We start from the raw sequence: 22,218 nt of genomic DNA, 5'->3' as shown, positions 1-22,218 counted from the left end.
CCTCCTTGGATGCCTAGGGGAAATCCTAGAGCATCTAGGAAAGGGCGGGGTGCGTGCGAACGGCCTACGGCGTGGCGGGCGCGGAGAACACGAACGAGAACTCCGCCGGTTCGGCCCGCAGGTGGTACCGGGGCAGTGGGGCCGGACCGCAGGACTGGGAACCGATGCCGTGCTGGCCGTGGTCGAGGTTGACCCAGACCGTGTCGCCCGGCACCAGGTCGGTGCGGTGGGCCGCCGCGTCCAGCTGCTCGGTGGTCCAGCGGCGGGCGGTGAGCCAGAACGCGGGCTCGCCCTCGACGCGCAGACCGCCCAGCTCCGCCCAGCGGACGTCGATGCGGGCGCCGTTCTCCTGCGGACGGACGTACGGCGTCTGCAAGCCCTCCACGGTGGACCGCCACCGGCCGACCACCGACGCCGTCCTGGTGTCCGGATACGCCTCACCCGGACCACCGCCGTACCACTCCACTCCGTCGACCGCCGGCAGTCCGAAGCGGATGCCGAGCCGGGGGAGGGGGACGGTCCAGTCACCCTCCGGGACGGTGCCGACGGTCAGCCGCAGCCGGTCGCCGTCCGACGTCCAGCGGTACACCGCCGACAGCCCCGTCTCCCGGGCGGCGGCCGCCACCCTGGTGCGGACCGTGAGCGCGTCCTCGCCCATCTCCACCGCGTCCAGCCGATGCCGCATCCGGTGCAGGCCCAGCTTGCGCCAGAGCGGGCCGTGGCGGAGGTCGCTCTGCCAGTCGGCGCCGTCGTCGTTGTCCGTGGTGGCCCGCCACACGTCAAGCCGCAGACCGGAGACGGCGACGTCACCGACGGCCCGCAGGGCTCCGGTGCGGGCGTCGAAGACGCCGGGGCCGAGGGTGATCACCCCGTCGCCGGCCACCGGCCGGGCGGTCGCCGTGACGTGCGGCGTGCGGCGCTCCGCCGCCGGGATCTGGCCCCAGGCGACCACATGGCCCTTCGGCGCCCACGGGGTGTCGCCCGCGAGCACGGCACGGACCGTCCAGAGCGCCTCGCCGGCCGGTGCGCCGGGCGGCGGCTCGGGCAGTTCGAGGTCGGCGGACGCGCCGGGTGCCAGCGCCGGCACCGCCAGGGTGCCGGAGTCCGCCGCCTCGCCCTCGACCTCGTACGACCACGTGAAGGCCAGCGCCGACAGGTCCGCGAAGTCGTGCTTGTTGGTGACGCGGACCGTGCCGTCCGTGCCGTCACCCGAGATGCCGACGGGCTCGATCACCTTCTTGTACTCGGTCAGGCCGGGGGAGGGCCGGCGGTCCGGGAAGAGCAGGCCGTCGCAGACGAAGTTGCCGTCGTGCAGCTCCTCGCCGAAGTCACCGCCGTACGCGTAGCCCAGCTCGGGATGGGCGATGCCGTGGTCGATCCACTCCCAGACGAAGCCGCCCTGGAGCCGCTCGTGGGTCTCGAAGAGCCGCTGGTAGTCGGCGAGTCCGCCGGGGCCGTTGCCCATGGCGTGCCCGTACTCGCAGAGGATGAGCGGAAGCTGACGCCGTTTGTGCGTCCCGCCGTCCAGGCGGCGGCCGATCCGCTCGACCTCGGCGTGGCCGGCGTACATGCGGGAGTACACGTCCGTGTCGCGGCAGCCGGGGTCGCCCTCGTAGTGCAGCGGCCGCGAGGGGTCCCGGCCGTGGATCCATCCGGCCATCGCCGTCAGGCCCCGGCCGGTCCCGGCCTCGTTGCCGAGGGACCAGATCACTACCGACGGGTGGTTCTTGTCCCGTTCCACCATGCGGGCCGCGCGGTCGAGCAGGGCCGGGGTCCAGCGGTCGTCGTCGACGGGGTTGTCCCGCCAGCCCTGCTCGGTGAAGCCGTGCGTCTCCAGATCGCACTCGTCGATCACCCACAGGCCCAGCTCGTCGCACAGGCCCAGGAAGGCCGGGTGCGGCGGGTAGTGGGAGGTGCGGACGGCGTTGATGTTGTGCCGCTTCATCAGCAGCACGTCCTCGCGCATGGTGGCGAGGTCGAGCGCCCGGCCCCGCTCGGGGTGCCACTCGTGCCGGTTGACGCCCTTGAAGAGCACCGGGCGGCCGTTCACCTTGATCAGGCCGTCCGACAGCTCCACCGTACGGAAGCCGACGCGCAGCGGCACCCGTTCGCCCTCGGTGGCCAACACGCCGTCGTACAGCCTCGGCGTCTCCGCGGACCACGGCTCGACCGGCACCGTCACCGGCTCGCCGGTCGCGACGTCGATGCCGAGGTCCGGCACGGTCACCCGGCCGGCCACGTCCGAGTCGACCCGCAGGGTGCCCGCACCGGCGGTGTGGTCGTACGAGGCGTGCACGAAGAAGTCCAGGACACCGCCCGCCGGCCGGTGCAGCAGGGTGACGTCCCGGAAGATGCCCGGCAGCCACCACTGGTCCTGGTCCTCCAGGTACGAGCCCGCCGACCACTGGTGCACCCGGACCGCCAGGACGTTGCCGCCCGGCCGCAGCAGATGTCCGACCGCGAACTCGTGCGGCAGCCGGGAGCCCTTGAACTCACCGAGGTCCGTGCCGTTCAGCCAGACCCGGGCGCAGGACTCCACGCCGTCGAAACGGAGCACGGTGCCACCGTCCGCGGGCCAGTCGCCGGGCAGGTCGAAGAGGCGCAGGTGGTCGCCGGTGGGGTTCTCGGTCGGCACCCGGGGCGGGTCCACCGGGAACGGATAGAGGTGGTTGGTGTAGACGGGGGAGCCGTGCCCCTGGAGCACCCAGTGGCCGGGGACCGAGACCTCGGCCCAGCCGCCGGCGTCGTACCCCGGCGTCGCGAAGGAGTCGTCCTCGGCGTCGGCCGTGTCCGACAGCCGGAAGCGCCAGCCGCCGTTCAGGGAGAGGGACATGGCGTCGCAGGACGCGTACCAGGCGCGGGGCGGCAGTGCCCCGGAGCCCGGCGAGACGTCCTCGACGTACTGCGTGGAGGTCCGGAACGACACGGGTCTCATCCCTTCCGTCGTCATGAAGGCGGTGCGGTGCGGCTCCTCGCGGTGGCGGAGCGTCTGGGTGTCCGCCGGCCCGCCGACCGCAGCGCCCCCTCCAGCGCGAACGTCGCCGCGCCGAGGGACACCGGGTCGGTGGGGATGGGCGTGAGGACGATCTCGGTCGCGGCCAGCGGACGGCGCAGCGCGTGCCGGGCGACCGCCCGGCGGACCTCCGCGAGCAGCGGCTCGCCCAGCCGGGCGGCCACCCAGCTGCTGAGGACGACCACTTCCGGGTTGAGGAGGTTGATCAGGTCGGAGATGCCGGCGCCGAGATAACGGGCCGTCTCGCGGACGGTCTTGACGGCGACCGGGTCGTCCTCGGCCACCGCGCGGGCCAGCGCGTCGATGGTGGCGGTCTGGTCCCCGGGGTGCAACAGGGGCGAGCCCGGGCTGAGTTCGCGCAGGTTCTGCATGATGCCGGGCGCCCCGACATACGTCTCCACACAGCCGTGGCCGCCGCAGTGGCACAGCCGCCCGTCCAGCACGAGCGTGGTGTGTCCCCACTCGCCGGCGCTGTTGCTCACGCCCCGGTGCAGCCCGCCGCCGAGGGCCAGGCCGGCGCCGACCCCGGTGCCGAGGTTGACCACCACGGCGTCCCCGCGGCCCCGCGCCGCCCCGAACCACAGCTCCGCCACGACGCAGGCGCGCAGCGGATTGTCCAGGTACAGCGGGTGGGCGATGTGCCCGGCGAGCAGATCGAGCAACGGAACGTCGTGCCAGTCCAGATTGGGCGCGTACTCGGCGACACCGCTGTCCCGGTCCACCTGGCCCGGCACGCTCACCCCGACGCCGAGCACCCGGGCCGCCTCGACGCCGGCCTGCGCGACCACCGAGCCGACCCCGGCGGCGACATGCCCGACCACCTGCTCGGGGAGGCTCTCACCGGGCCGCAGGTCCTCGTCGGCCCGGGCCAGCACGTTCAACGCCAGGTCGAACAGCTCGACATGGACGTAGGTCTCCGCGATGTCCACACCGATCAGCGCGCCGCCCGACGGGTCGACGGCGACCAGCCCGCGGGGGCGGCCTCCGGCCGAGTCCTCGAACCCCACCTCGGTGATCAGGCCCAGGTCCAGCAGCTCGCCGACGAGCGTCGCCACCGTGGCCAGGCTCAGCCCGGTGGCCACCGCCAGCTCCTGACGGGACGTGGGAGACTCGGCGATGATCTGGCGCAGCACCTCGTAGCGGTTCGCGGTGCGGATGTCACGTGATGTGGGCTTCACGCGGCGGCCCCTCCCGTCCGGTACAGACCGGGCCGGGGCGGCACCGGCCCCGGCACGGGCGCCAGGCTAGGGGCCGGAACGGCTTTCGACAAGGGTTGGGAAAGGGGCCGTAGGAAGTCGCTCCCGCGAGCCCGGTCAGTCGCCGAGAAGGTCCCGGACGAAGGCGTTGGTGAACGTGCCCCCGGGATCCAGGGAGCGGACCAGCGCCCGGAAGCCGACGAGCCGGGCGTACCGTCCCCGCAGTACCACCGAGGGGACCGCGTACACCTTCCCCCAGTGCGGGCGCGGGTCGAACGGCTCCAGCACCTCCTCCAGCCGCCGCACCACCGGCCCCACCGCCGCCTCGTCCCGCACCCAGGTGAAGTGCAGCGCGACCGAGTCCCGCCCGTGGGCGGGACTGAGCCACTGCGCGTCCGCGGCGACCGTACGCACCTCGCAGACCTGCAGCACACTCGCGACCGTCTCCCGGACGCCGTCGATCGCGTGCAGCGCGTCGACCGCCGCCGGCCGCGGCAGCAGGTACTCCGACTGGATCTCCTCGCCGCTGCTGGGGGTGAACTCCGCCCGGAAGTGCGGCAGCCGCTCGTGCCACGGCCCCGGCACGCCCAGCTGCTCGGTGCAGTTCCGCTCGGGCATGCCCGGCACCGGGTGCAGCGGCCGGGCCGCGGGCACCGCCCACGGGAAGTCCGTCGCCGGCCGGTCCGTGCGCCGCTTGACCCACACCTGTCCGAACCCCGGCTGCCGCCAGTCGGTGAACAGGCTCACGCTGTACCCCGCGGCCGCGACGGCCCCGAAGTCCAGCCCCGCCAGCGGCAGCCCGGTGTACACCCGCTGTTCCACCTCGTACGCCGGCTCCAGGCCGAGCGTGAGGGCGGTGACGACACCCAGCGCGCCGAGCGAGGTCACGGCACCGCCGAACCGCTCGTCGTCCCGGCCGATCGTCACCGTCGAGCCGTCCGCGACGGTCAGCTCCACCTCCCGGACCGCCGACGCCAGCGGAGCGTTGCCGACGCCCGAGCCGTGCGTGCCGGTCGCCACCGAACCGGCCACCGAGATGTGCGGCAGCGAGGCCATGTTGGGCAGGGCGAGGCCGTGCGCGTGCACGGTGCGGGCCAGCTCGGCGTACCGGACCCCGCCCGCCACCCGGACCGTGCGCGCCGCGGTGTCGACCTCGGCCGTGCGCGGCAGGCCGGCGGTGGACAGCAGGACACCGTCCGGCCCCGGGTCGGCGATCCGGTTGAAGGAGTGCCCGCTGCCCAGCACCCGCACCCGGGCACGGCCCGCCACCAGCGCCGCGAGTTCCTCCGTCGTGCGCGGCCGGTGCATCTCCCGCGCCGTGTACGTGACGGTCCGCGCCCAGTTGGTGAACGTGCCCGCGCCGTCCTCGGTCCCCTCGCCCGCTGCCTCGGTCATCCGTGCGTCCCTTCCGGCGGGTTGCGTGTCCGTTGACCCTCTCATTCCGCGCGGCCTACCGTGGAGAGCGGTTGCTGTCCGCGCGTCACCGAGCCGGAAGGTCCCTTCCTTGAGCGAGCGTCCCCGGGCGTTGTTCGCCATGACGCCCCAGAACGTGCCGCTCGTCTTCCCGCCGGATCTGCTGGCCCGGCTGCACCGGTGCGTAGAAATCGATTCCACTCTGGTGGCGCACGACTTCACCGAGCCCCGCGTCCTCGGAGCCCTCGCCGGCACCGAGATCCTGATCACCGGCTGGGGCTGTCCCCGCCTGGACCCGGACGTCCTGGACGCGGCCCCGCGACTGCGCGCCGTGCTGCACGCGGCCGGCTCGGTCAAGGGACTCACCGGGCCCGGGGTGTGGCAGCGGGGCATCGCCGTCTCCTCGGCCGCCGACGCCAACGCCGTGCCCGTCGCCGAGTACACGCTCGCCATGATCCTGCTGGCCGGCAAGGACGTCTTCGCGCTGCGCGACCGCCTGCGCGACCGGCGCGCCTTCCCCTACGACGGCATCCTCCCCGGCGTCGGCAACCACGGCCGCCGCGTCGGCGTCGTCGGCGCCTCCCGGATCGGACGCCGCCTGATCGGACTGCTCCGCCCCCACGACCTCGCGGTCACACTCGCCGACCCCTACGCGGACGCGGCGGAGGCCGCCCGGCTCGGCGTGGCGCTGCTGCCGCTGGACGAGCTGCTGCGCTCCTCCGACGTCGTCAGCCTGCACGCCCCGCAGACCGCCGAGACCCGCCGTCTCATCGGTGCCCGCGAACTCGCCCTGATGCCCGACGGGGCCGTACTGATCAACACCGCGCGCGGTGCCCTGGTCGACCACGAGGCGCTCGTCGCGGAACTGCGCACCGGGCGGCTGAGCGCCGTACTGGACGTGACCGACCCCGAGCCGCTGCCCGCCGACTCCCCGCTGTACGACCTGCCGAACGCCTTCGTCACCCCGCATCTGGCCGGCTCGCAGGGCAACGAGGTGGCCCGCCTCGGCCGCGTCGTGGTGGAGGAGGCCGAGCGGCTGGCGGCCGGGCACGGCCTGCTGCACGCCGTCGACCACGCGTCCCTGGAACGAACGGCCTGAGCCCCCGGAGCGGGCCCGCGCCCCCCTTTCCGGCCGCACCCGGCGCCGCCGTACCGGCGCCCCTCGCGCGGCGTGCGGGGACCCGGCACGGTTCGCCCGGTGATGGGGGCATACGGTGAGGGTCGTACGCCTGAGCCGGGAGGAGACAGACGGATGGGCAGTCGTACCGCGCTGGTCGAGGATCTGATGGAGCGGTTCCCGCAGGTGCCACGGGAGGCCGTCTTCAAAGAAGACCTGCTGCGGGGCGGTGTCGCCTTCGACAAGTCCGCCCTGAGCGACAACGAGAACGGGGACGTCAAGCCGAAGTCGTACTTCATCTTCTCCTTCGACCACGGCACCCTGCCCGAGCTGGGCGAGGCCGCGCTGCGCCGGCCCCCGGAGGAGATCATCCTGACGGGCGGGCCGTACGACCTGAGGCGCACGGTCGTCTCCGTGCGGGTGAACCCCGCCTCGCCCTACCGGGTCGCCGCCGACGACGAGGGGCTGCTCGGCCTGTACCTCGACGGCACGCGCATCGCCGACGTCGGGGTGCCGCCGATGCCCGAGTACTACCGGCACACCCTCTCCAACGGGAAGTCCGTGATGGAGGTCGCGCCGACCATCCAGTGGGGCTACCTGATCTACCTGACCGTCTTCCGGGTCTGCCAGTACTTCGGCGCCAAGGAGGAGTGCCAGTACTGCGACATCAACCACAACTGGCGCCAGCACAAGGCGGCCGGGCGGCCGTACACCGGCGTCAAGGACGTGGACGAGGTCCTGGAGGCGCTGGAGATCATCGACCGGTACGACACCCAGAAGGCGTCCACCGCCTACACCCTCACCGGCGGCGCGATCACGTCGAAGGTGGCGGGCCGGGACGAGGCCGACTTCTACGGCCACTACGCCAAGGCCATCGAGGAGCGCTTCCCGGGCCGCTGGATCGGCAAGGTCGTGGCGCAGGCGCTGCCCAAGCCGGACGTGCAGCGGTTCAAGGACTACGGCGTGCAGATCTACCACCCCAACTTCGAGGTGTGGGACCGCCGGCTGTTCGAGCTGTACTGCCCCGGCAAGGAGCGGTACGTCGGCCGCGACGAGTGGCACCGCCGGATCCTGGACTCCGCCGACGTGTTCGGCGCGCGCAACGTCATCCCCAACTTCGTGGCGGGCGTGGAGATGGCCGAGCCCTTCGGCTTCACCACCGTCGACGAGGCCATCGCCTCCACCACGGAGGGCCTGCGCTTCTTCATGTCCCACGGCATCACGCCCCGGTTCACCACCTGGTGCCCGGAGCCCACCACCCCGCTCGGCAAGGCCAACCCGCAGGGCGCGCCGCTGGAGTACCACATCCGGCTGCTCCAGGCCTACCGGCAGACGATGGACGACTTCGGCCTGTCCTCCCCGCCCGGCTACGGCCCGCCCGGCCCCGGCCGCGCCGTGTTCTCCGTCAGCTCCTTCATGGACAGCCTTCCCGAGGACGCGCCGGCAAAGGAGCCGGGCGGTGCGGCGGACGGATCCGCGGAGGTGCCGGCGCGGGCGTGATCCGGCCCCGGTGGCCGGCCCGGCGGTGAGCCGAACCGCGTCCGCGTCCGTATCAGAGGCCGGAGTTGCGGGTCCCTCGTCACGCGCGTCCGGGCCGCCACCGTCGGTAACCGGATGTGAACAGGCCGCTTGTCAGTTGTGTCGAGGACGTGAAAGGCTCTGTGCCCTGCCGCGAGGTTCCCGTAACTCCCCTTTTCTCTTTGGTGAGTTGACCTCGCTCGTGGATGCAGGAGTTTCATGTCCGACCTGCCGACCGTCCAGGACGACACCGAGGCGGCGCTGTTCTCGGAGTGCTGGGACGCGGTGCTCTCGTACGCGGACCTGTGCACCTCAGGATCGCTGATGGCCCATCAGCTGGCCACGGAGGCGTTCACCCTCGGCATGCGCGAGGTCCGCGCCGCCGCGAGCACCCATGTGCGCGGCGCCGGCCGCCGCACCGCACGGCTGCCGACGATCCCCGCCCTGCTCACCGCCGTGCGCAACACCGCGGCCGACTGGGAGGCCGGCGGCCGTGGGCACCGGCTCGACCCCGACCTGCGGCTGTGGCTCAACTCCCCGGGAGCCGCCCGGTTCTCCGGACCGCCACTGGAGCGCCCGGTCGCGCTGCGCGGCCTGCGGGACATGCAGGAGGCGGACGCCGCGCTGCTGTGGCTGGCCGAGGTGGAGGCGCTCCCGCTGCCGACCGTGGCCCGCCGGCTCGGCCTGGACCCGGCCGGCGCCGCCGGCGAACTCGACCAGGTCCGCACCCTGTTCCGGGACCGCTGCCACCGCGCCCACCTCGACTCCCCGATGGACGCGCACTGCCGCAGCTACGCCCGCCTGCTGGACGCGGTCACCCGCTCACCCACCGCCGAGACCCCCGACGACCTCTCCCGGCACCTCGCCACCTGCGTGCGGTGCGCCGAGGCGGCCGCCTGCCTGCGCCTGCACGGCGGCGGACTGCCCGCCGCGCTGGCCGGCGGCGTCATCGGCTGGGGCGGCCTCGCCTACCTGGAGCGGCGCCGCCGCGCCACCGAGGTCCGCTTCGGCGCGGGCCGCCCCGATCCCGGCACCGCCGATCCCGAGGAGGGCACCGGCCGCAGCCGGGCACTGCGCGGCGGGCTGCTCGCCACCGCGGTCCTGCTGTCGGCGCTGGCCCTCGGGGTCTCGCTGATGCCGTTCGGCGGCTCCGGCGAAGAGACCGCCGCCGCCCGCGACGACCGGCAGCCGGTCGCCGACCCGGAATTCTCCCGCGCCGCGGCCCGCCCCACCCGGACCGGCTCACCCTCCGCCCGGCCTTCCGCGACCCGCACCGCGCGGACGCCCGCCCGGACACAGCCCGACCCCGAACCCCAGGGCACCTCCTCCGCCACCCACCGCGCCACGCCCACCGGCGCCCCCGCCACCACCGAGCCGGCCGGCTGCCGGGTCGCCTACGACCTGTCGGACCAGTGGCCCGACGGCTTCCAGGCCACCGTCACCGTCACCACCGACCGGGCCCTCACCGGCTGGCAGGTGGCCTGGACCTTCCGCGACGGCCAGCGGGTCGGCCAGATGTGGGACGCCACCGTCCACCAGAACGGCTCCCGCGTCACCGCCACCGCCGCCGACTACGACAGGGACGTCGCCGCCCACGGCACCCTCTCCTTCGGCTTCCTCGGTACCTGGGGGGACGAGAACCGCACCCCGTACGGCTTCACCCTCAACGGAGCGCCCTGCACCCTGGGTTGAGGCCGGAGACGGCGGGCGTCCGGGGCGGGCGGGACGCGCGGAAGGGCACGCGGACGGACACGCGGAAAATATGTTGACCCACGGACCCGGCACCGGGATACAGTTGCCGGGCACGCCGAGGTGGTGTGCGGACGCGCGAGCGAGAACGAGGAGGTGTCGACCGATGGCTGTCACTGTGCTGGGCGCTGCCCTCATCCAGGAACTCATCAAGTCCACCTCCGTGGCCACCGGCTGAACCCACCGCGCACCGAACGCGCCTGCCCGGGGCCACCCTTGTGAAGGGTCTCCCTTGACTTCCACCTCTGCTGTGTCCTCCGCGCTCGCTCCCTACGGCTGGGACGAGTCCTGGGCCGAGGCGTTCGCCCCGCACGCCGCCGACGGGCTGCTGCCCGGCCGGGTGATCCGGGTCGACCGCGGCCAGTGCGACGTCGTCACCGCGGACGGGACCGTCCGCGCGGACACCGAGTACGTCGTGCCCCGTGACCCGATGAAGGTCGTGTGCACGGGGGACTGGGTCGCCGTCGACCCCGAGGGCGATCCGCGGTACGTGCGCACGTATCTGCCGCGCCGCACCGCCTTCGTCCGCTCCACCTCCTCCAAGCGGTCCGACGGGCAGGTCCTCGCCGCCAACGTCGACCACGCCGTCATCGCCGTCTCCCTCGCCGTGGAACTCGACCTCGGCCGCGTGGAACGCTTCCTCGCCCTCGCCTGGGAGTCCGGCGCCCAGCCCGTCGTCGTCCTCACCAAGGCCGACCTCGTGCCCGACCCGGTCACCCTCGCCCACCTCGTGCAGGACGTGGAGTCCAGCGCGCCCGGCGTGCCCGTGCTCACCGTCAGCGCCCTGCACGGCGAGGGACTCGACGTGCTCGTCGCCCTCGTCGGCTCCGGGACGAGCGTGCTGCTCGGCCAGTCCGGCGCGGGCAAGTCCACCCTCGCCAACGCCCTCGTCGGCGCGGACGTCATGGACGTGCGGGCCGCCCGGGACGTCGACGGCAAGGGCCGGCACACCACGACCACCCGCAACCTGCTCGCCCTGCCCTCCGGCGGGGTGCTCATCGACACCCCCGGGCTGCGGGGCGTCGGCCTGTTCGACGCCGAGCACGGGGTCGGGCAGGTGTTCTCCGAGATCGAGGAACTGGCCGGACGGTGCCGGTTCCACGACTGCGCCCACGAGTCCGAGCCGGGCTGCGCGGTCCGCTCCGCCGTCGAGAGCGGCGAGCTTCCGGTCCGGCGGCTGGAGAGCTACCGCAAGCTCGTGCGGGAGAACCAGTGGATCGTGGCCAAGACCGACGCCCGGCTCCGGGCCGAGATCAAGAAGGACTGGAAGCGGAAGGGAGCGGAGGGGAGGGCGGCCATGGAGGCGAAGCGCGGGCGCCGGTAGCGGGCCCGCCCGCCGCCACCGGACGAGGCACACCAGTTCCACGTCCGATTTCCGCTGGCCCGGCACCGCCCCGGCGTCCCACACTGGAACACGTGAAGGACGAAGACAGCAGGTACGAGGCGGTGCGCAGCCGGGACGCGCGGTTCGACGGCGTGTTCTTCTTCGCCGTCGAGACCACCGGCATCTACTGCCGCCCGAGCTGCCCGGCCGTGACACCGAGACGGCACAACGTGCGGTTCTTCGCGACGGCCGCCGCCGCGCAGGGCTCCGGCTTCCGGGCCTGCCGGCGGTGCCGGCCGGACGCCGTACCGGGCTCGGCCGAGTGGAACGTCCGCGCGGACGTCGTCGGCCGGGCCATGCGCCTGATCGCCGACGGCGTCGTGGACCGCGAAGGCGTCGCCGGGCTCGCCACCCGGCTCGGCTACAGCGCCCGGCAGGTGCAGCGGCAGCTCACCGCCGAGCTCGGCGCCGGACCGGTGGCGCTCGCCCGCGCCCAGCGGTCGCACTCCGCGCGCGTGCTGCTCCAGACCACCGAGCTGCCCGTCACCGAGATCGCGTTCGCCTCCGGATTCGCCAGCGTGCGGCAGTTCAACGACACCATCCGGGAGGTGTACGCCGCCACGCCCACCGAGGTGCGGGCCGCCGCCCCCCGCGACCGGGCCGCCCGCCGGGCCGCGCCCGGCGCCGCGATCCCGCTCCGGCTCGCCCACCGCGGCCCCTACCAGGCCGCCCCGGTCTTCGACCAGCTCGCCGAGGAGGCCGTACCGGGTGTCGAAGAGGTGACCGGCGCCCCCGGCGCCCGCACCTACCGGCGCACCCTGCGGCTGCCGTACGGCACCGGGCTCGCCGCCGTCCAGGAACGCACCGGCACCCCGAGCGCGGGCACCGGCACCCACCCCGGCGGCTGGCTCGACGCCCGGCTGCACCTCACCGACCCCAGGGACCTCACCACCGCCGTGCAGCGGCTGCGCCGGCTGTTCGACCTCGACGCCGACCCGTACGCCGTCGACGAGCGGCTCGGCGCCGACCCCCGGCTCGCCCCGCTGGTCGCCGCCCGGCCCGGCCTGCGCTCGCCCGGCGCCGTGGACCCGCTGGAGCCCGCCGTGCACGCCCTCGTGGGACGGGCCGGGGCCGAGCGGCTGGTGCACCGGTACGGCAAGCTCCTCGACGCGCCCCACGGCGGCCTCACCCACCTCTTCCCGGAGCCCGCGGTGCTCGCCGAGGCCGAGCCCGACGGTCCGCTGGGCGCGCTCGCCGCCGCCCTCGCCGACGGCACCGTACGGCTGGATCCCGGCGCCGACCGCGACGACGCCGAGGACGCCCTGCTCGCCCTGCCCGGCATGGACCCGGCCACCGTCGCCACCGTCCGCGTCCGCGCCCTCGGCGATCCGGACGTCGCCCCGCCCGGCGCCGACGTCCCCGACGGCTGGCGGCCCTGGCGGTCGTACGGCCTCCAGCACCTGCGCGTGGCGGGGGAGCCGATCCGATGACCGTCCGCTTCACCCACCTGGACGCCCCCGTCGGGCCGCTGCTGCTCACCGCGGACGCGGACGGCGCGCTCACCTCGCTGTCCGTGCCCGGGCAGAAGGGCGGCCGGACCGTGCAGGACGGCTGGCGGCACGACCCGGGACCGTTCCGCGCGGCCGCCGACCAGCTGGCCGCCTACTTCGCCGGCGAACTGACGCAGTTCCGGCTGCCGCTGCGCGCGTCCGGCACCGAGTTCCGGCAGCGGGTGTGGGCCGCGCTGGACGAGGTGCCGTACGGCGCCACCGCCACCTACGGGGAGATCGCCGCCCGGATCGGCGCGCCCCGTGCGGCCGTTCGCGCCGTCGGCGGGGCGATCGGCGCCAACCCCCTGCTGATCCTGCGCCCTTGCCACCGCGTGATCGGGGCGAACGGGGCGATGACCGGATACGCGGGAGGACTCGACCGGAAAACCCGCCTGCTCACCCTGGAGGGCGCCCTCCCCTGAGACACCCCGGCCCGCCCGGGGTGCCGCGCACCCGCCGTCGGCCGGAGACGACACCGCCCGCCCGAGGTGCCGACCGGCGGCGGACCGCTCGCCCGGAGCGCCGCGGCGCTCGGGTCCGCCTGGCGATGGCGTTGCGCCGAGCGGGTGGACCGGCGTCGCCGTTGCGGCGCAGCGGCTCGGCCGTGTGGCACGGTCACCTCCGACGGCCACGCGGAAGGGGCGGGCACACATGGCCAAGGTCGCACGGAGCCTCGCGGTCCTCCTTCCGGCGCTGCTGCCGGGCCTCACGCTGCCGGCCGTCGCCGAGCCGGCCCCGATGCCCTGGACCGGCAGCTGGGAGACCGCGCCCTCCAGTACCGCCGCCGCGCTGCCCGGCGCCGCCGTACGCAACGTCGTCCACCTCAGCATCGGCGGCACCGCCGTCCGCGTCCGTCTCAGCAACCGGCTGGGCACCAGGCCGTTGCACCTCGGCGCGGTCACCGTCGCGCTGCGCCGGGAGGCCGGCCCCGACGCCGTACCCGGCACCCTGCGCACCGCCACCTTCCACGGCGCCCGGGAGGTGACCGTGCCGCCCGGTGAGGACACGGTCACCGACCCGGTGCCGCTGCGCGTACCGCCCGCCGCCGACCTGCTCGTCACCGTGTACACCCCCGACGACTCCGGGCCCGCCACCCACCACCGCACCGCCCTGCAGACCAGCTACCTGGCCCGGGCCGGCGCCGGCCGGGCGGCCGACGAGGACGGCGGCGCGTACACGGCGACCACCAGCCGCTGGTACTACGTCACCGGCGTCGACGTCCGCGGAGCCGCCGGCGGCAGCGTCGTCGCGTTCGGGGACTCGCTCACCGACGGCAACGGATCCACCCCCGACACCGACCGCCGCTGGCCCGACCGGCTCGCCCGGCTGCTCCGGTACCGGACCGGCGTCCTCAACGCCGGCATCTCCGGAAACCGGCTGCTGCGCGACGGCACCGGGCTGAGGGCACTGGCCCGGCTGGACGCCGACGCCCTCGGCCGGGCCGGGGTACGGGTCCTGGTCGTCTTCGAGGGCATCAACGACATCAAGGGCACCCCGGAGGCCACCGACCCCGCCGCCTTCGCGGACGCGTACCGCACCCTGGTGGCCCGTGCCCACGCCCGCGGCATCCGGGTCGTCGGCGTCACCCTCACCCCGTACGCCGGCTACGCCGCCTGGACCGCGGCCCGCGAGGCGGTACGGCTGCGGGTGAACGCCTTCATCCGGACCGGCGGCGCCTTCGACGCCGTCGCCGACGCGGACGCCGCCGTCCGCGACCCCGCCGCCCCGGCGCGCATCCTGCCCGCCTACGACCCCGGCGACCATCTGCACTTCAACGACACGGGGATGGCCGCCGTGGCCGACACCGTCCACCACGCCCTGACCCGCCACCCGCCCGGCCCCCGGGCCGCCGCACCGCTCATCCCCTCGGCACCGTCCACCACGCCCTGACCCACCGTCCGTCCGGCCCGCCCCGCCCGGCAGGCCGACCCGCTCTGTCGGCGTACCCGCGTATGCGCAGGTCAGTGCGGGTTCTCCCGGGTCACCCAGCCCCGCTCCCAGGCGTGCCAGCCCAGCTGCATCCGGGTCGTCACCCCGGCCAGCTCCATCAGCCGCCGCACCCGGCGCTGCACGGTCCGCAGGCCCACGTCGAGCTGTTTGGCCACGCTCGCGTCGGTCAGCCCCGCCAGCAGCAGCGAGAGCACCTCCAGATCGGTGGCGTCCGGGCCGTCCGGCTGATCCTCGGTCACCCCCGAGGCGCCCAGCCGCAGCGGCAGCGCCTCCCGCCACACCGACTCGAACAGCTCGGCGAGCAGCTCCAGCAGCCCGCTGGCGTGCACCACGAGCGCGGCCGGTTCCGCGCTCTTCGCGGTCAGCGGCACCATCGCCAGCGCGCGGTCGGCCACCACCAGCTTCGTCGGCACCCGGTCCACCACCCGCACCCGCTCGTCCCGGCCGAGCGCCGCCGTCAGCTCGGTCAGCCCGTGCGGCAGGTCCAGCACCGCGCGCTCCACCACCACCCGGTAGCGCACCCCGCGCCCCGCCGCCTGCTCCTCCGCCTCGTTCTCCATGCCGGACACGACCATCGGGTTGCCGGTCACCAGCGCGCACACCTCGTCGGCCGCGCCCAGTTGGAGCTGGAGGAAGCGCTGGGCGACCGCCGGGGCACCGGTCACCACCTCCACCAGGTCGTGCACCGCCGGTTCGGCCGCCGCCGCCCGGTACTCCTCCGCCAGCAGCGCCGCCGCCAGTTCCGCCTTCTCCAGTTCGTGCCGCTGCTGGGTGAGCAGGGCGCCCAGCGCCACTCCGGGCGGCGCCGCCACCCAGCGGCCCGGCCGCGCCGAGGACTGGGCCGCCAGCCCCTGCCGCTCCAGCCGGCGCAGGGCACGCTCGGCGTCCCGCTCGGCCAGCGTCAGGCGCCGCGCCAGATCGGCCACGTCGGCCGCGCCCACGGACACCAGCGCCCGGTACGCCGCCTCGTGCGTCTCGTCCAGCCCTATCGCTGCCAGCATCGCCCCGTGTCCCTCCCCGCGAACAAGCCAACCGGAAGCGGTGCGACGTGGCGGAAAGCGGCCACGGCGCAAACCCGCCGTCAACATCATCGCCGTACCGGTGGCGTGTCTGCCAAGGTGGCTGGCACCGCAAGACGCAGGGCCGTTCACATGATTGACGGCCGCGTCCTGGGAAACACGGCCACGAGCCGGCCGTACGACCGGTGCCGGCCCGGCACGGACCGGTCGCCGAATGCCGTGGCCCGGGCCCGGACGTGTGCGCGCACATGAAGGGGATTCGGGGCCGGGCCACTCCACACGTCGCCGGGCGGTCCTCCCGTGGGGGGTGGGGCCGCCCGGCGGCCAATCACCGTTCCCCGTACGGTCGTTCGAGCCTTCACTCGACACGCCGTGCGGCGGGCTCGATGTACCTGATTTTCCCGATGCCCCGTTTTCATCCGGCCCGTGCGGTGGACAATCAGGGGCATGAGCCAGCAGGGGGGAAGACCCGCCCGTCATGAGGACGAGTGGTGGGGGCAGTTGTACGACGACTCCACCCAGGACACGGGTCCCACGGCGGCGCCCGATTCCCTGGACGACCGGTTCGCCTCGGCGCGGAACGCCGTGGCGGGACGGCCGACGGAAAGCCTTCGGCCGAGGCCCCCGCAACGGGGGGCCGCCGGCGAGCCGCGCACGGAACGGGAAGCCGCCGTACCGCTCCCGGAACGGACGGCCGCCGAACCGCCCCCGGAAGGGGTGGGCGCGCAACAGGAGCCCCCGAAGCCGGTGTCCGCCGGGCCGGCGCCTCCGAGAGCGGCGGTCCCGACGCAACGGACGTCCGAGCCGCCGCCGCCCGCCGCTTTCCCTTCGCGGGCCGAGTTCGATCTCCCGGCCGATCCGGCCCCGCCGGCCGAGCCGCCGCCGCCCGCCGCATTCCCTTCGCGGGCCGAGTTTGATCCCCCGGCCGATCCGGCCCCGCCGGCCGAGCCGCCGCTGCCCGCCGCTTTCCCTTGGCAGGCCGAGTCCGATTCCGCGCCCGAGTTCGATCTCCCGGCCGAGCTCGATCCCGCGACCGATCCGGCCCCGCCGGCCGAGCCGCCGCCGCCCGCCGCATTCCCTTCGCGGGCCGAGTTCGATCCCCTGGCCGCGTTCGCCTCGCCGGCCGAGCCGCCGCTGCCCGCCGCTTTCCCTTGGCAGGCCGAGTCCGATTCCGCGACCGAGTTCGATCTCCCGGCCGAGTTCGATCCCCCGGCCGCGTTCGCCCCGCCGGCCCAGCCGCTTTCGCCCGCCGAGCCCGCTTCTCCCGACGAGGCCCTTGCGCCCGGGCGGGCCGTGTCGCCCGGGCAGCCGCCGGAGGACCCGGCAGCCCTGGTGTCTCCGGCCCCCGCGGTGCCTGTCGAGGCCGCCGAGCCCCCCGTGCCCGGCCGGTACGCCTCCCGGGAGACCGCCGCGCCCGCCGCCTCCTCCGGTGCCGTCGACTACCTCGGTTCCGGGCCCCCCACCTACGACCCCGAGCCCACCGCCCTCCCGCTCGCCGATCCGGACGGGCTCGGTGAGCTGGTCCCGGACACCGTCCTGGACGGCGCCCGGTACGGGGCGTGCACGCTGCGGGCCCTGTCGCTGCGCGGGGACTCGGCCCGCTACCGGGGTGAGCCGCGCCGGGACTCGCTGCTCACCGCGCGGTTCGGGTCGGGGGAGCAGGCGCTGGTGCTGGTCGCCATGGCGACGGGGACGCGCGGCGCCCCGGGCGCGCACCTGGCGGCCGCCGAGGCGTGCCGCTGGATCGCGCGGGCGGTCGGCCGCAGCCATCAGCGGCTGGTGGCGGACATCCGGGCGGCCCGGCGCGGCGACCTGAAATCGGGCCTGCACCGCCTGACCGACCGCAGCCTCGGCAGGCTCCGGGCGAGCGCCGCCGAACAGGGCGTCGCCGCCGAGGGCTACACGGCGAGCCTGCGCTGTCTGCTGCTGCCCGCCGACCCGGACTGCCGTACGCGGGTGTTCTTCGGCGTGGGCGACGGCGGGCTGTTCCGGCTGCGGGACGGCGCCTGGCAGGACATGGAGCCGTACCCGTCGTCCGACGGCGGCGGCGCCCTCATCGACGACCCCGGCTCCCCGGCCGATCGGACCGCCGAGGGCGACCGGCTGACGGCGGACCTCGGCATCCCGGCCCCGCCGAGTCCCTTCGAGCCCGCCCCGGACTCGGAGCCGGATCCGCCCCGTGAGCCGTTCCGGTTCCGCGCCTCGGTAGCCCGGCCGGGTGACGCCCTGGTGATGTGCACGGCAGGCCTGGCCGACCCGCTGCGCGGTGAGCCCGCCCTCTGCGCCTACCTGGCCCGACGCTGGTCCGGCCGTACCCCGCCCGGCCTCGCCGGGTTCCTCGCCGACACCCAGGTGCGGGTGAAGGGCTACGCCGACGACCGTACGGCGGCGGCCGTGTGGGAGGCGTGACGGCGGCCCCTGTGACTGTATGGGTGTATGGCAAAACAGAACGTAGCCGAGCAGTTCGTCGACATCCTCGTCCGCGCCGGGGTCCGCCGCCTCTACGGTGTCGTCGGCGACAGCCTCAACCCGGTCGTGGACGCCGTCCGCCGTAACCCGGCCATCGACTGGATCCACGTCCGCCACGAGGAGACCGCCGCCTTCGCGGCCGGCGCCGAGGCCCAGATCACCGGGAGCCTGGCGGCCTGCGCCGGCTCCTGCGGTCCCGGCAACCTGCACCTGATCAACGGCCTCTACGACGCCCACCGCTCCATGGCCCCGGTGCTCGCGCTCGCCTCGCAGATCCCGTCCAGCGAGATCGGCCTCGGCTACTTCCAGGAGACCCACCCGGACCGGCTGTTCCAGGAGTGCAGCCACTACAGCGAGCTCATCTCCAGCCCGAAGCAGATGCCCCGGCTGCTGCAGACCGCCATCCAGCACGCGGTCGGGCAGCGCGGGGTGAGCGTGGTCTCCCTGCCCGGGGACATCGCAGCCGAGCCCGCCCCGGAGAAGGCCCCGCAGAGCGCGCTCGTCACCTCCCGGCCCACCGTGCGGCCCGGTGACGCCGAGATCGACCGGCTGGTGGAGATGATCAACGGGGCCGGCAAGGTCACCCTGTTCTGCGGCAGCGGAACGGCCGGCGCGCACGCCGAGGTGATGGAGTTCGCGGGCAAGATCAAGTCACCGGTGGGCCATGCCCTGCGCGGCAAGGAGTTCATCCAGTACGACAACGAGTTCGATGTCGGTATGAGCGGGCTGCTCGGCTACGGCGCCGCCTACGAGGCCACCCACGAGTGCGATCTGCTGATCCTGCTCGGCACCGACTTCCCGTACAACGCCTTCCTGCCGGACGACGTGCAGATCGCCCAGGTCGACGTGCGGCCCGAGGTGCTCGGCCGCCGCTCCCGGCTCGACCTCGCGGTGTGGGGCGACGTGCGCGAGACGCTGCGCTGCCTGATCCCGCGGGTGAAGGAGAAGACCAGCCGGCGATTCCTCGACCGGATGCTGAAGAAGCACGCCGACGCGCTGGAGGGCGTGGTCAAGGCGTACACCCGCAAGGTCGACAAGCACATTCCGATCCATCCCGAGTACGTGGCCGCCGTCCTGGACGAAGTGGCCGCCGACGACGCCGTGTTCACCGTGGACACCGGTATGTGCAACGTGTGGGCCGCGCGCTACATCTCGCCCAACGGCCGCCGCCGGATCATCGGTTCGTTCTCGCACGGGTCGATGGCGAACGCGCTGCCGATGGCGATCGGCGCCCAGTTCACCGACCGGCGCCGGCAGGTGGTCTCCATGTCCGGGGACGGCGGATTCGCCATGCTGATGGGCGACTTCCTGACACTCGTGCAGTACGACCTGCCGGTCAAGGTGGTGCTGTTCAACAACTCCTCCCTCAGTATGGTCGAGCTGGAGATGCTGGTCGCGGGCCTGCCCTCGTACGGCACCGCCAACACCAACCCCGACTTCGCCGCCGTCGCCCGGGCCTGCGGCGCCCACGGTGTGCGGGTGGAGAAGCCCAAACAGCTCGCCGGGGCGCTCAAGGAGGCCTTCAGGCACAAGGGGCCCGCCCTGGTGGACATCGTCACCGACCCCAACGCCCTGTCCATCCCGCCGAAGATCAGCGCCGAGATGGTCACCGGGTTCGCCCTGTCGGCCTCCAAGATCGTGCTGGACGGCGGGGTCGGCCGGATGCTGCAGCTGGCCCGCTCGAACCTGCGCAACGTGCCGCGACCGTAGAGCGGAGGGGCGGATTTCGGCCAGTTTCACGGGGCGTGACGGTGGGCCGACCGCCGGTGCCGGAAGGGGCCCGGCCGCCACTGCGGGGCGTCCGTGGCGTCCAGCGGCGTCCGGGGTGCCGGAGGCGCGGTGCGACCCCGCCGCGGCGGCCCGCCGGGGCGGGGTACGGATATGGCCGAACCACCGGGCATCGGGCATACGGCAGGACTGCCCGCGAGCCCGCTGGGCAAGCATCCCCCCGTGAACGTGTTCGACCAGGAGGGGCAAGGACCGGCGGCGTGCGGGCGGGGGTCATGAAGAGGCAGGCACGAGGGGGCGGTCCCTTGACCGTAGGGGCCTTCTCGGCAGCAACGGGGGAAGAGAGCGACACCATCACGGAACACGCGCAGGGGCTCCGGCGCAGTCTGGGCCGGGCCGACCTCAAGGCGGTGCCGGAGGCCCGCCGGGCGTTGCGCGAACTGCTGCGGCACTGGGGCAAACCGGGCCGCTCGGAGATCGCCGAACTGCTCACCAGTGAACTCGTCACCAACGCGCTCGTGCACACCGACGACGACGCCGTCCTCACGGCCGTGGTGGAACCCGGCGGACTGCGCGTTGAGGTACGGGACTTCGTGGCCCGCAGACCCGAGGTGCACGTCCCGGACACGGACGACGACACCCACGGCCGGGGCCTGCTGCTGGTGCAGTCCCTGGCCGACTCCTGGGGCGTGCGGACGCACGGGGTGGGCAAGTCGGTGTGGTTCGAACTGGGCGCCGAGGCGGCATGAGCCAGGTACGGGACGGGGCGTGACCGCACCGGTCACGCCCCGTCCCGTCGCCTTCGTACCGCGGGCGGACGGTCAGCCGAACTGCTGCTCCAGGTCCTTGAGCTTGCGCTCCAGGGAGTCCAGGCGCGGCAGGGCCATGGTGTCGTCCTCGGAGGTGAGGTCGACGGTCACCGGCTCAGTCTTGCCGCGGACCGGCTGAAGGGAGGGCCGAGAGCGGACGGGCAGCTGCTCCGCGGTGGATATGGCAGGCTCCGCGGTTGCCGGGGCGGGGCCGCGCTCCACCGCCTGCACCTCGACCTGTCGTCCCCCGCCCCGGCCGGCGAAGCCGCGGTGGCCCCGGCTGATCGCCTTGAGCTGGGCCCGCTCGACGCGCTGCTGGTCGCGCCGGCGCTGCCGGGTCTCGTCCTTCTGCCGCTTGTCCTCGCGGACCTCCTCGACCGCCTCGTCGAGGCTGCGCACGCCCTCCAGGAGCATCAGCGACCAGGCACGGTAGGTCTCGCGGGGCGCCCGCACCCAGCGGACGATCCTGATCTGCGGCAGCGGCCGGGGCACCAGGCCCTGCTCGCGCAGCGCGGCCCGGCGGGTCTGCTTCAGCGCCCGGTCGAACAGTACGGCCGCCGACAGCGACATCCCGGAGAAGAACTGCGGGGCGCCGGCGTGACCCACGCCACGGGGCGCGTGCACCCAGTTGAACCAGGCCGCCGCGGCGGCGAACAGCCACACGAGTATCCGGGAGCCGAGGGCCGCGTCACCGTGGCTGGCCTCGCGGACCGCGAGGACGGAGCAGAACATCGCCGCGCCGTCCAGGCCGAACGGCACCAGGTACTGCCAGCCGTCGGTCAGCCCGAGGTTCTGTTCGCCGAAGCCGACGAGGCCGTGGAAGGACAGGGCCGCCGCCACCGCCGCACAGCAGAACAGGAGCACATAGGAGGCCGTGCCGTAGATGGCCTCCTTGCGCCTGCGGCGCTCCTCGCTGCGCTCCCACGAGTCGTCCGCGCCCGAGCTCTCCCCGGAGGATCGCTTGCCGCGCGCGAGCACCGCCACCGCCGCCAGCACGCCCAGGAGCAGAACGGCGCCCGGAAGCAGCCAGTTCAGCGATATGTCGGTCAGTCTCATCAGGGGTCCCTTGCATTGGGATAGGGCGTAACGCCCGCCATAGTGGCCCACTCCCGACGGCCCTCAAGGGGTTTCGGGGCAAGAGGCCGCCAAGGAAGGGGGAGAGGGATGCCCAGGACGGCGTTCTGCTCGAACTGCCGCGTGAGGGGCAGGAGTTGAGTTCGAATAAGACTACCCGTACGAGTGGTTCCGCGGAAAGTTCCCGCGACGCGTGAGGAAGGTGTGAATCACCTGTTCGGGAGCCGGTGCGTGCCGGGCGGTCCGGCGGCGGTGATCCTAGTGGACTCCGGGTGTGCGGGCGGCCGTT

General features: G+C 74.2%; 15 protein-coding genes. 10 read left to right on the top strand and 5 right to left on the bottom strand.

Going from position 1 to position 22,218, the window contains the following annotated elements; genetic code table 11:
• Positions 1-64: 64 nt before the first annotated feature.
• The 3 genes from FHS34_RS31030 to FHS34_RS31020 form a co-directional block, all read right to left on the bottom strand.
• Complete coding sequence (locus FHS34_RS31030; protein ID WP_184971581.1) at positions 65-2,926, bottom strand: glycoside hydrolase family 2 TIM barrel-domain containing protein; 2,862 nt, start codon at positions 2,924-2,926, stop codon at positions 65-67.
• 20 nt (positions 2,927-2,946) lie between these two features.
• A complete protein-coding gene (locus tag FHS34_RS31025) occupies positions 2,947-4,191 on the bottom strand; it encodes an ROK family transcriptional regulator (protein ID WP_184971580.1) in 1,245 nt (414 codons plus the stop codon).
• 135 nt (positions 4,192-4,326) lie between these two features.
• The gene (locus FHS34_RS31020) at positions 4,327-5,604 is read right to left on the bottom strand and encodes an FAD-binding protein (RefSeq protein ID WP_184971577.1); all 1,278 of its coding nucleotides are present in this window, start codon (positions 5,602-5,604) and stop codon (positions 4,327-4,329) included.
• Positions 5,605-5,713: 109 nt separating this feature from the next.
• On the opposite strand from FHS34_RS31020, the gene FHS34_RS31015 reads away from it, so the two are divergent.
• From FHS34_RS31015 to FHS34_RS30985, 7 genes are all read left to right on the top strand, one after another.
• Positions 5,714-6,721 (top strand): hydroxyacid dehydrogenase, encoded by a 1,008-nt coding sequence (locus FHS34_RS31015; protein ID WP_184971575.1) that lies wholly within the window; start codon positions 5,714-5,716, stop codon positions 6,719-6,721.
• Positions 6,722-6,874: 153 nt separating this feature from the next.
• Positions 6,875-8,239 (top strand): radical SAM protein, encoded by a 1,365-nt coding sequence (locus FHS34_RS31010; RefSeq protein ID WP_184971573.1) that lies wholly within the window; start codon positions 6,875-6,877, stop codon positions 8,237-8,239.
• A 237-nt stretch (positions 8,240-8,476) separates the two neighbouring features.
• Positions 8,477-9,949 (top strand): cellulose-binding domain-containing protein, encoded by a 1,473-nt coding sequence (locus FHS34_RS31005; protein WP_184971571.1) that lies wholly within the window; start codon positions 8,477-8,479, stop codon positions 9,947-9,949.
• Positions 9,950-10,238: 289 nt separating this feature from the next.
• On the top strand, positions 10,239-11,330 hold the full coding sequence (gene rsgA / locus FHS34_RS31000) for a ribosome small subunit-dependent GTPase A (protein ID WP_184971569.1): 1,092 nt from the start codon (positions 10,239-10,241) through the stop codon (positions 11,328-11,330).
• A 92-nt stretch (positions 11,331-11,422) separates the two neighbouring features.
• Positions 11,423-12,820 (top strand): DNA-3-methyladenine glycosylase 2 family protein, encoded by a 1,398-nt coding sequence (locus tag FHS34_RS30995; protein ID WP_184971567.1) that lies wholly within the window; start codon positions 11,423-11,425, stop codon positions 12,818-12,820.
• A complete protein-coding gene (locus FHS34_RS30990; RefSeq protein WP_184971565.1) occupies positions 12,817-13,302 on the top strand; it encodes a methylated-DNA--[protein]-cysteine S-methyltransferase in 486 nt (161 codons plus the stop codon). Before FHS34_RS30995 ends, FHS34_RS30990 begins: the two co-directional genes overlap by 4 nt.
• 229 nt (positions 13,303-13,531) lie before the next feature.
• Positions 13,532-14,770: a GDSL-type esterase/lipase family protein gene (locus FHS34_RS30985; RefSeq protein WP_184971563.1), complete on the top strand. Its 1,239-nt coding sequence runs from the start codon at positions 13,532-13,534 to the stop codon at positions 14,768-14,770.
• Positions 14,771-14,841: 71 nt separating this feature from the next.
• On the opposite strand, the gene FHS34_RS30980 is transcribed toward FHS34_RS30985, so the two are convergent.
• The gene (locus FHS34_RS30980; protein ID WP_184971561.1) at positions 14,842-15,831 is read right to left on the bottom strand and encodes a TrmB family transcriptional regulator; all 990 of its coding nucleotides are present in this window, start codon (positions 15,829-15,831) and stop codon (positions 14,842-14,844) included.
• Positions 15,832-17,181: 1,350 nt separating this feature from the next.
• Between FHS34_RS30980 and FHS34_RS43865 the strand changes: the two genes are divergently transcribed.
• The 3 genes from FHS34_RS43865 (at position 17,182) to FHS34_RS30965 (ending at position 20,795) form a co-directional block, all read left to right on the top strand.
• Complete coding sequence (locus FHS34_RS43865) at positions 17,182-18,258, top strand: protein phosphatase 2C domain-containing protein (RefSeq protein ID WP_308288322.1); 1,077 nt, start codon at positions 17,182-17,184, stop codon at positions 18,256-18,258.
• Positions 18,259-18,285: 27 nt separating this feature from the next.
• Positions 18,286-20,028, top strand: coding sequence for a pyruvate dehydrogenase (locus FHS34_RS30970; RefSeq protein WP_184971557.1), 1,743 nt, complete (start codon positions 18,286-18,288; stop codon positions 20,026-20,028).
• 323 nt (positions 20,029-20,351) lie between these two features.
• The gene (locus tag FHS34_RS30965) at positions 20,352-20,795 is read left to right on the top strand and encodes an ATP-binding protein (protein ID WP_225817682.1); all 444 of its coding nucleotides are present in this window, start codon (positions 20,352-20,354) and stop codon (positions 20,793-20,795) included.
• Between the two features lie 72 nt (positions 20,796-20,867).
• Here the strand turns inward: FHS34_RS30965 and FHS34_RS30960 are convergent, their stop codons facing one another.
• Entirely contained in the window at positions 20,868-21,911 is a 1,044-nt protein-coding gene (locus FHS34_RS30960) for a DUF2637 domain-containing protein (RefSeq protein WP_184971553.1), read from the bottom strand.
• Between the last annotated feature and the right edge of the window lie 307 nt (positions 21,912-22,218).

Source organism: Streptomyces echinatus, from assembly GCF_014203595.1.
GTDB lineage: Bacteria > Actinomycetota > Actinomycetes > Streptomycetales > Streptomycetaceae > Streptomyces > Streptomyces echinatus.
Note: the sequence above shows the minus strand (reverse complement) of the source record. Positions and strands in the feature narration are given on the sequence as shown.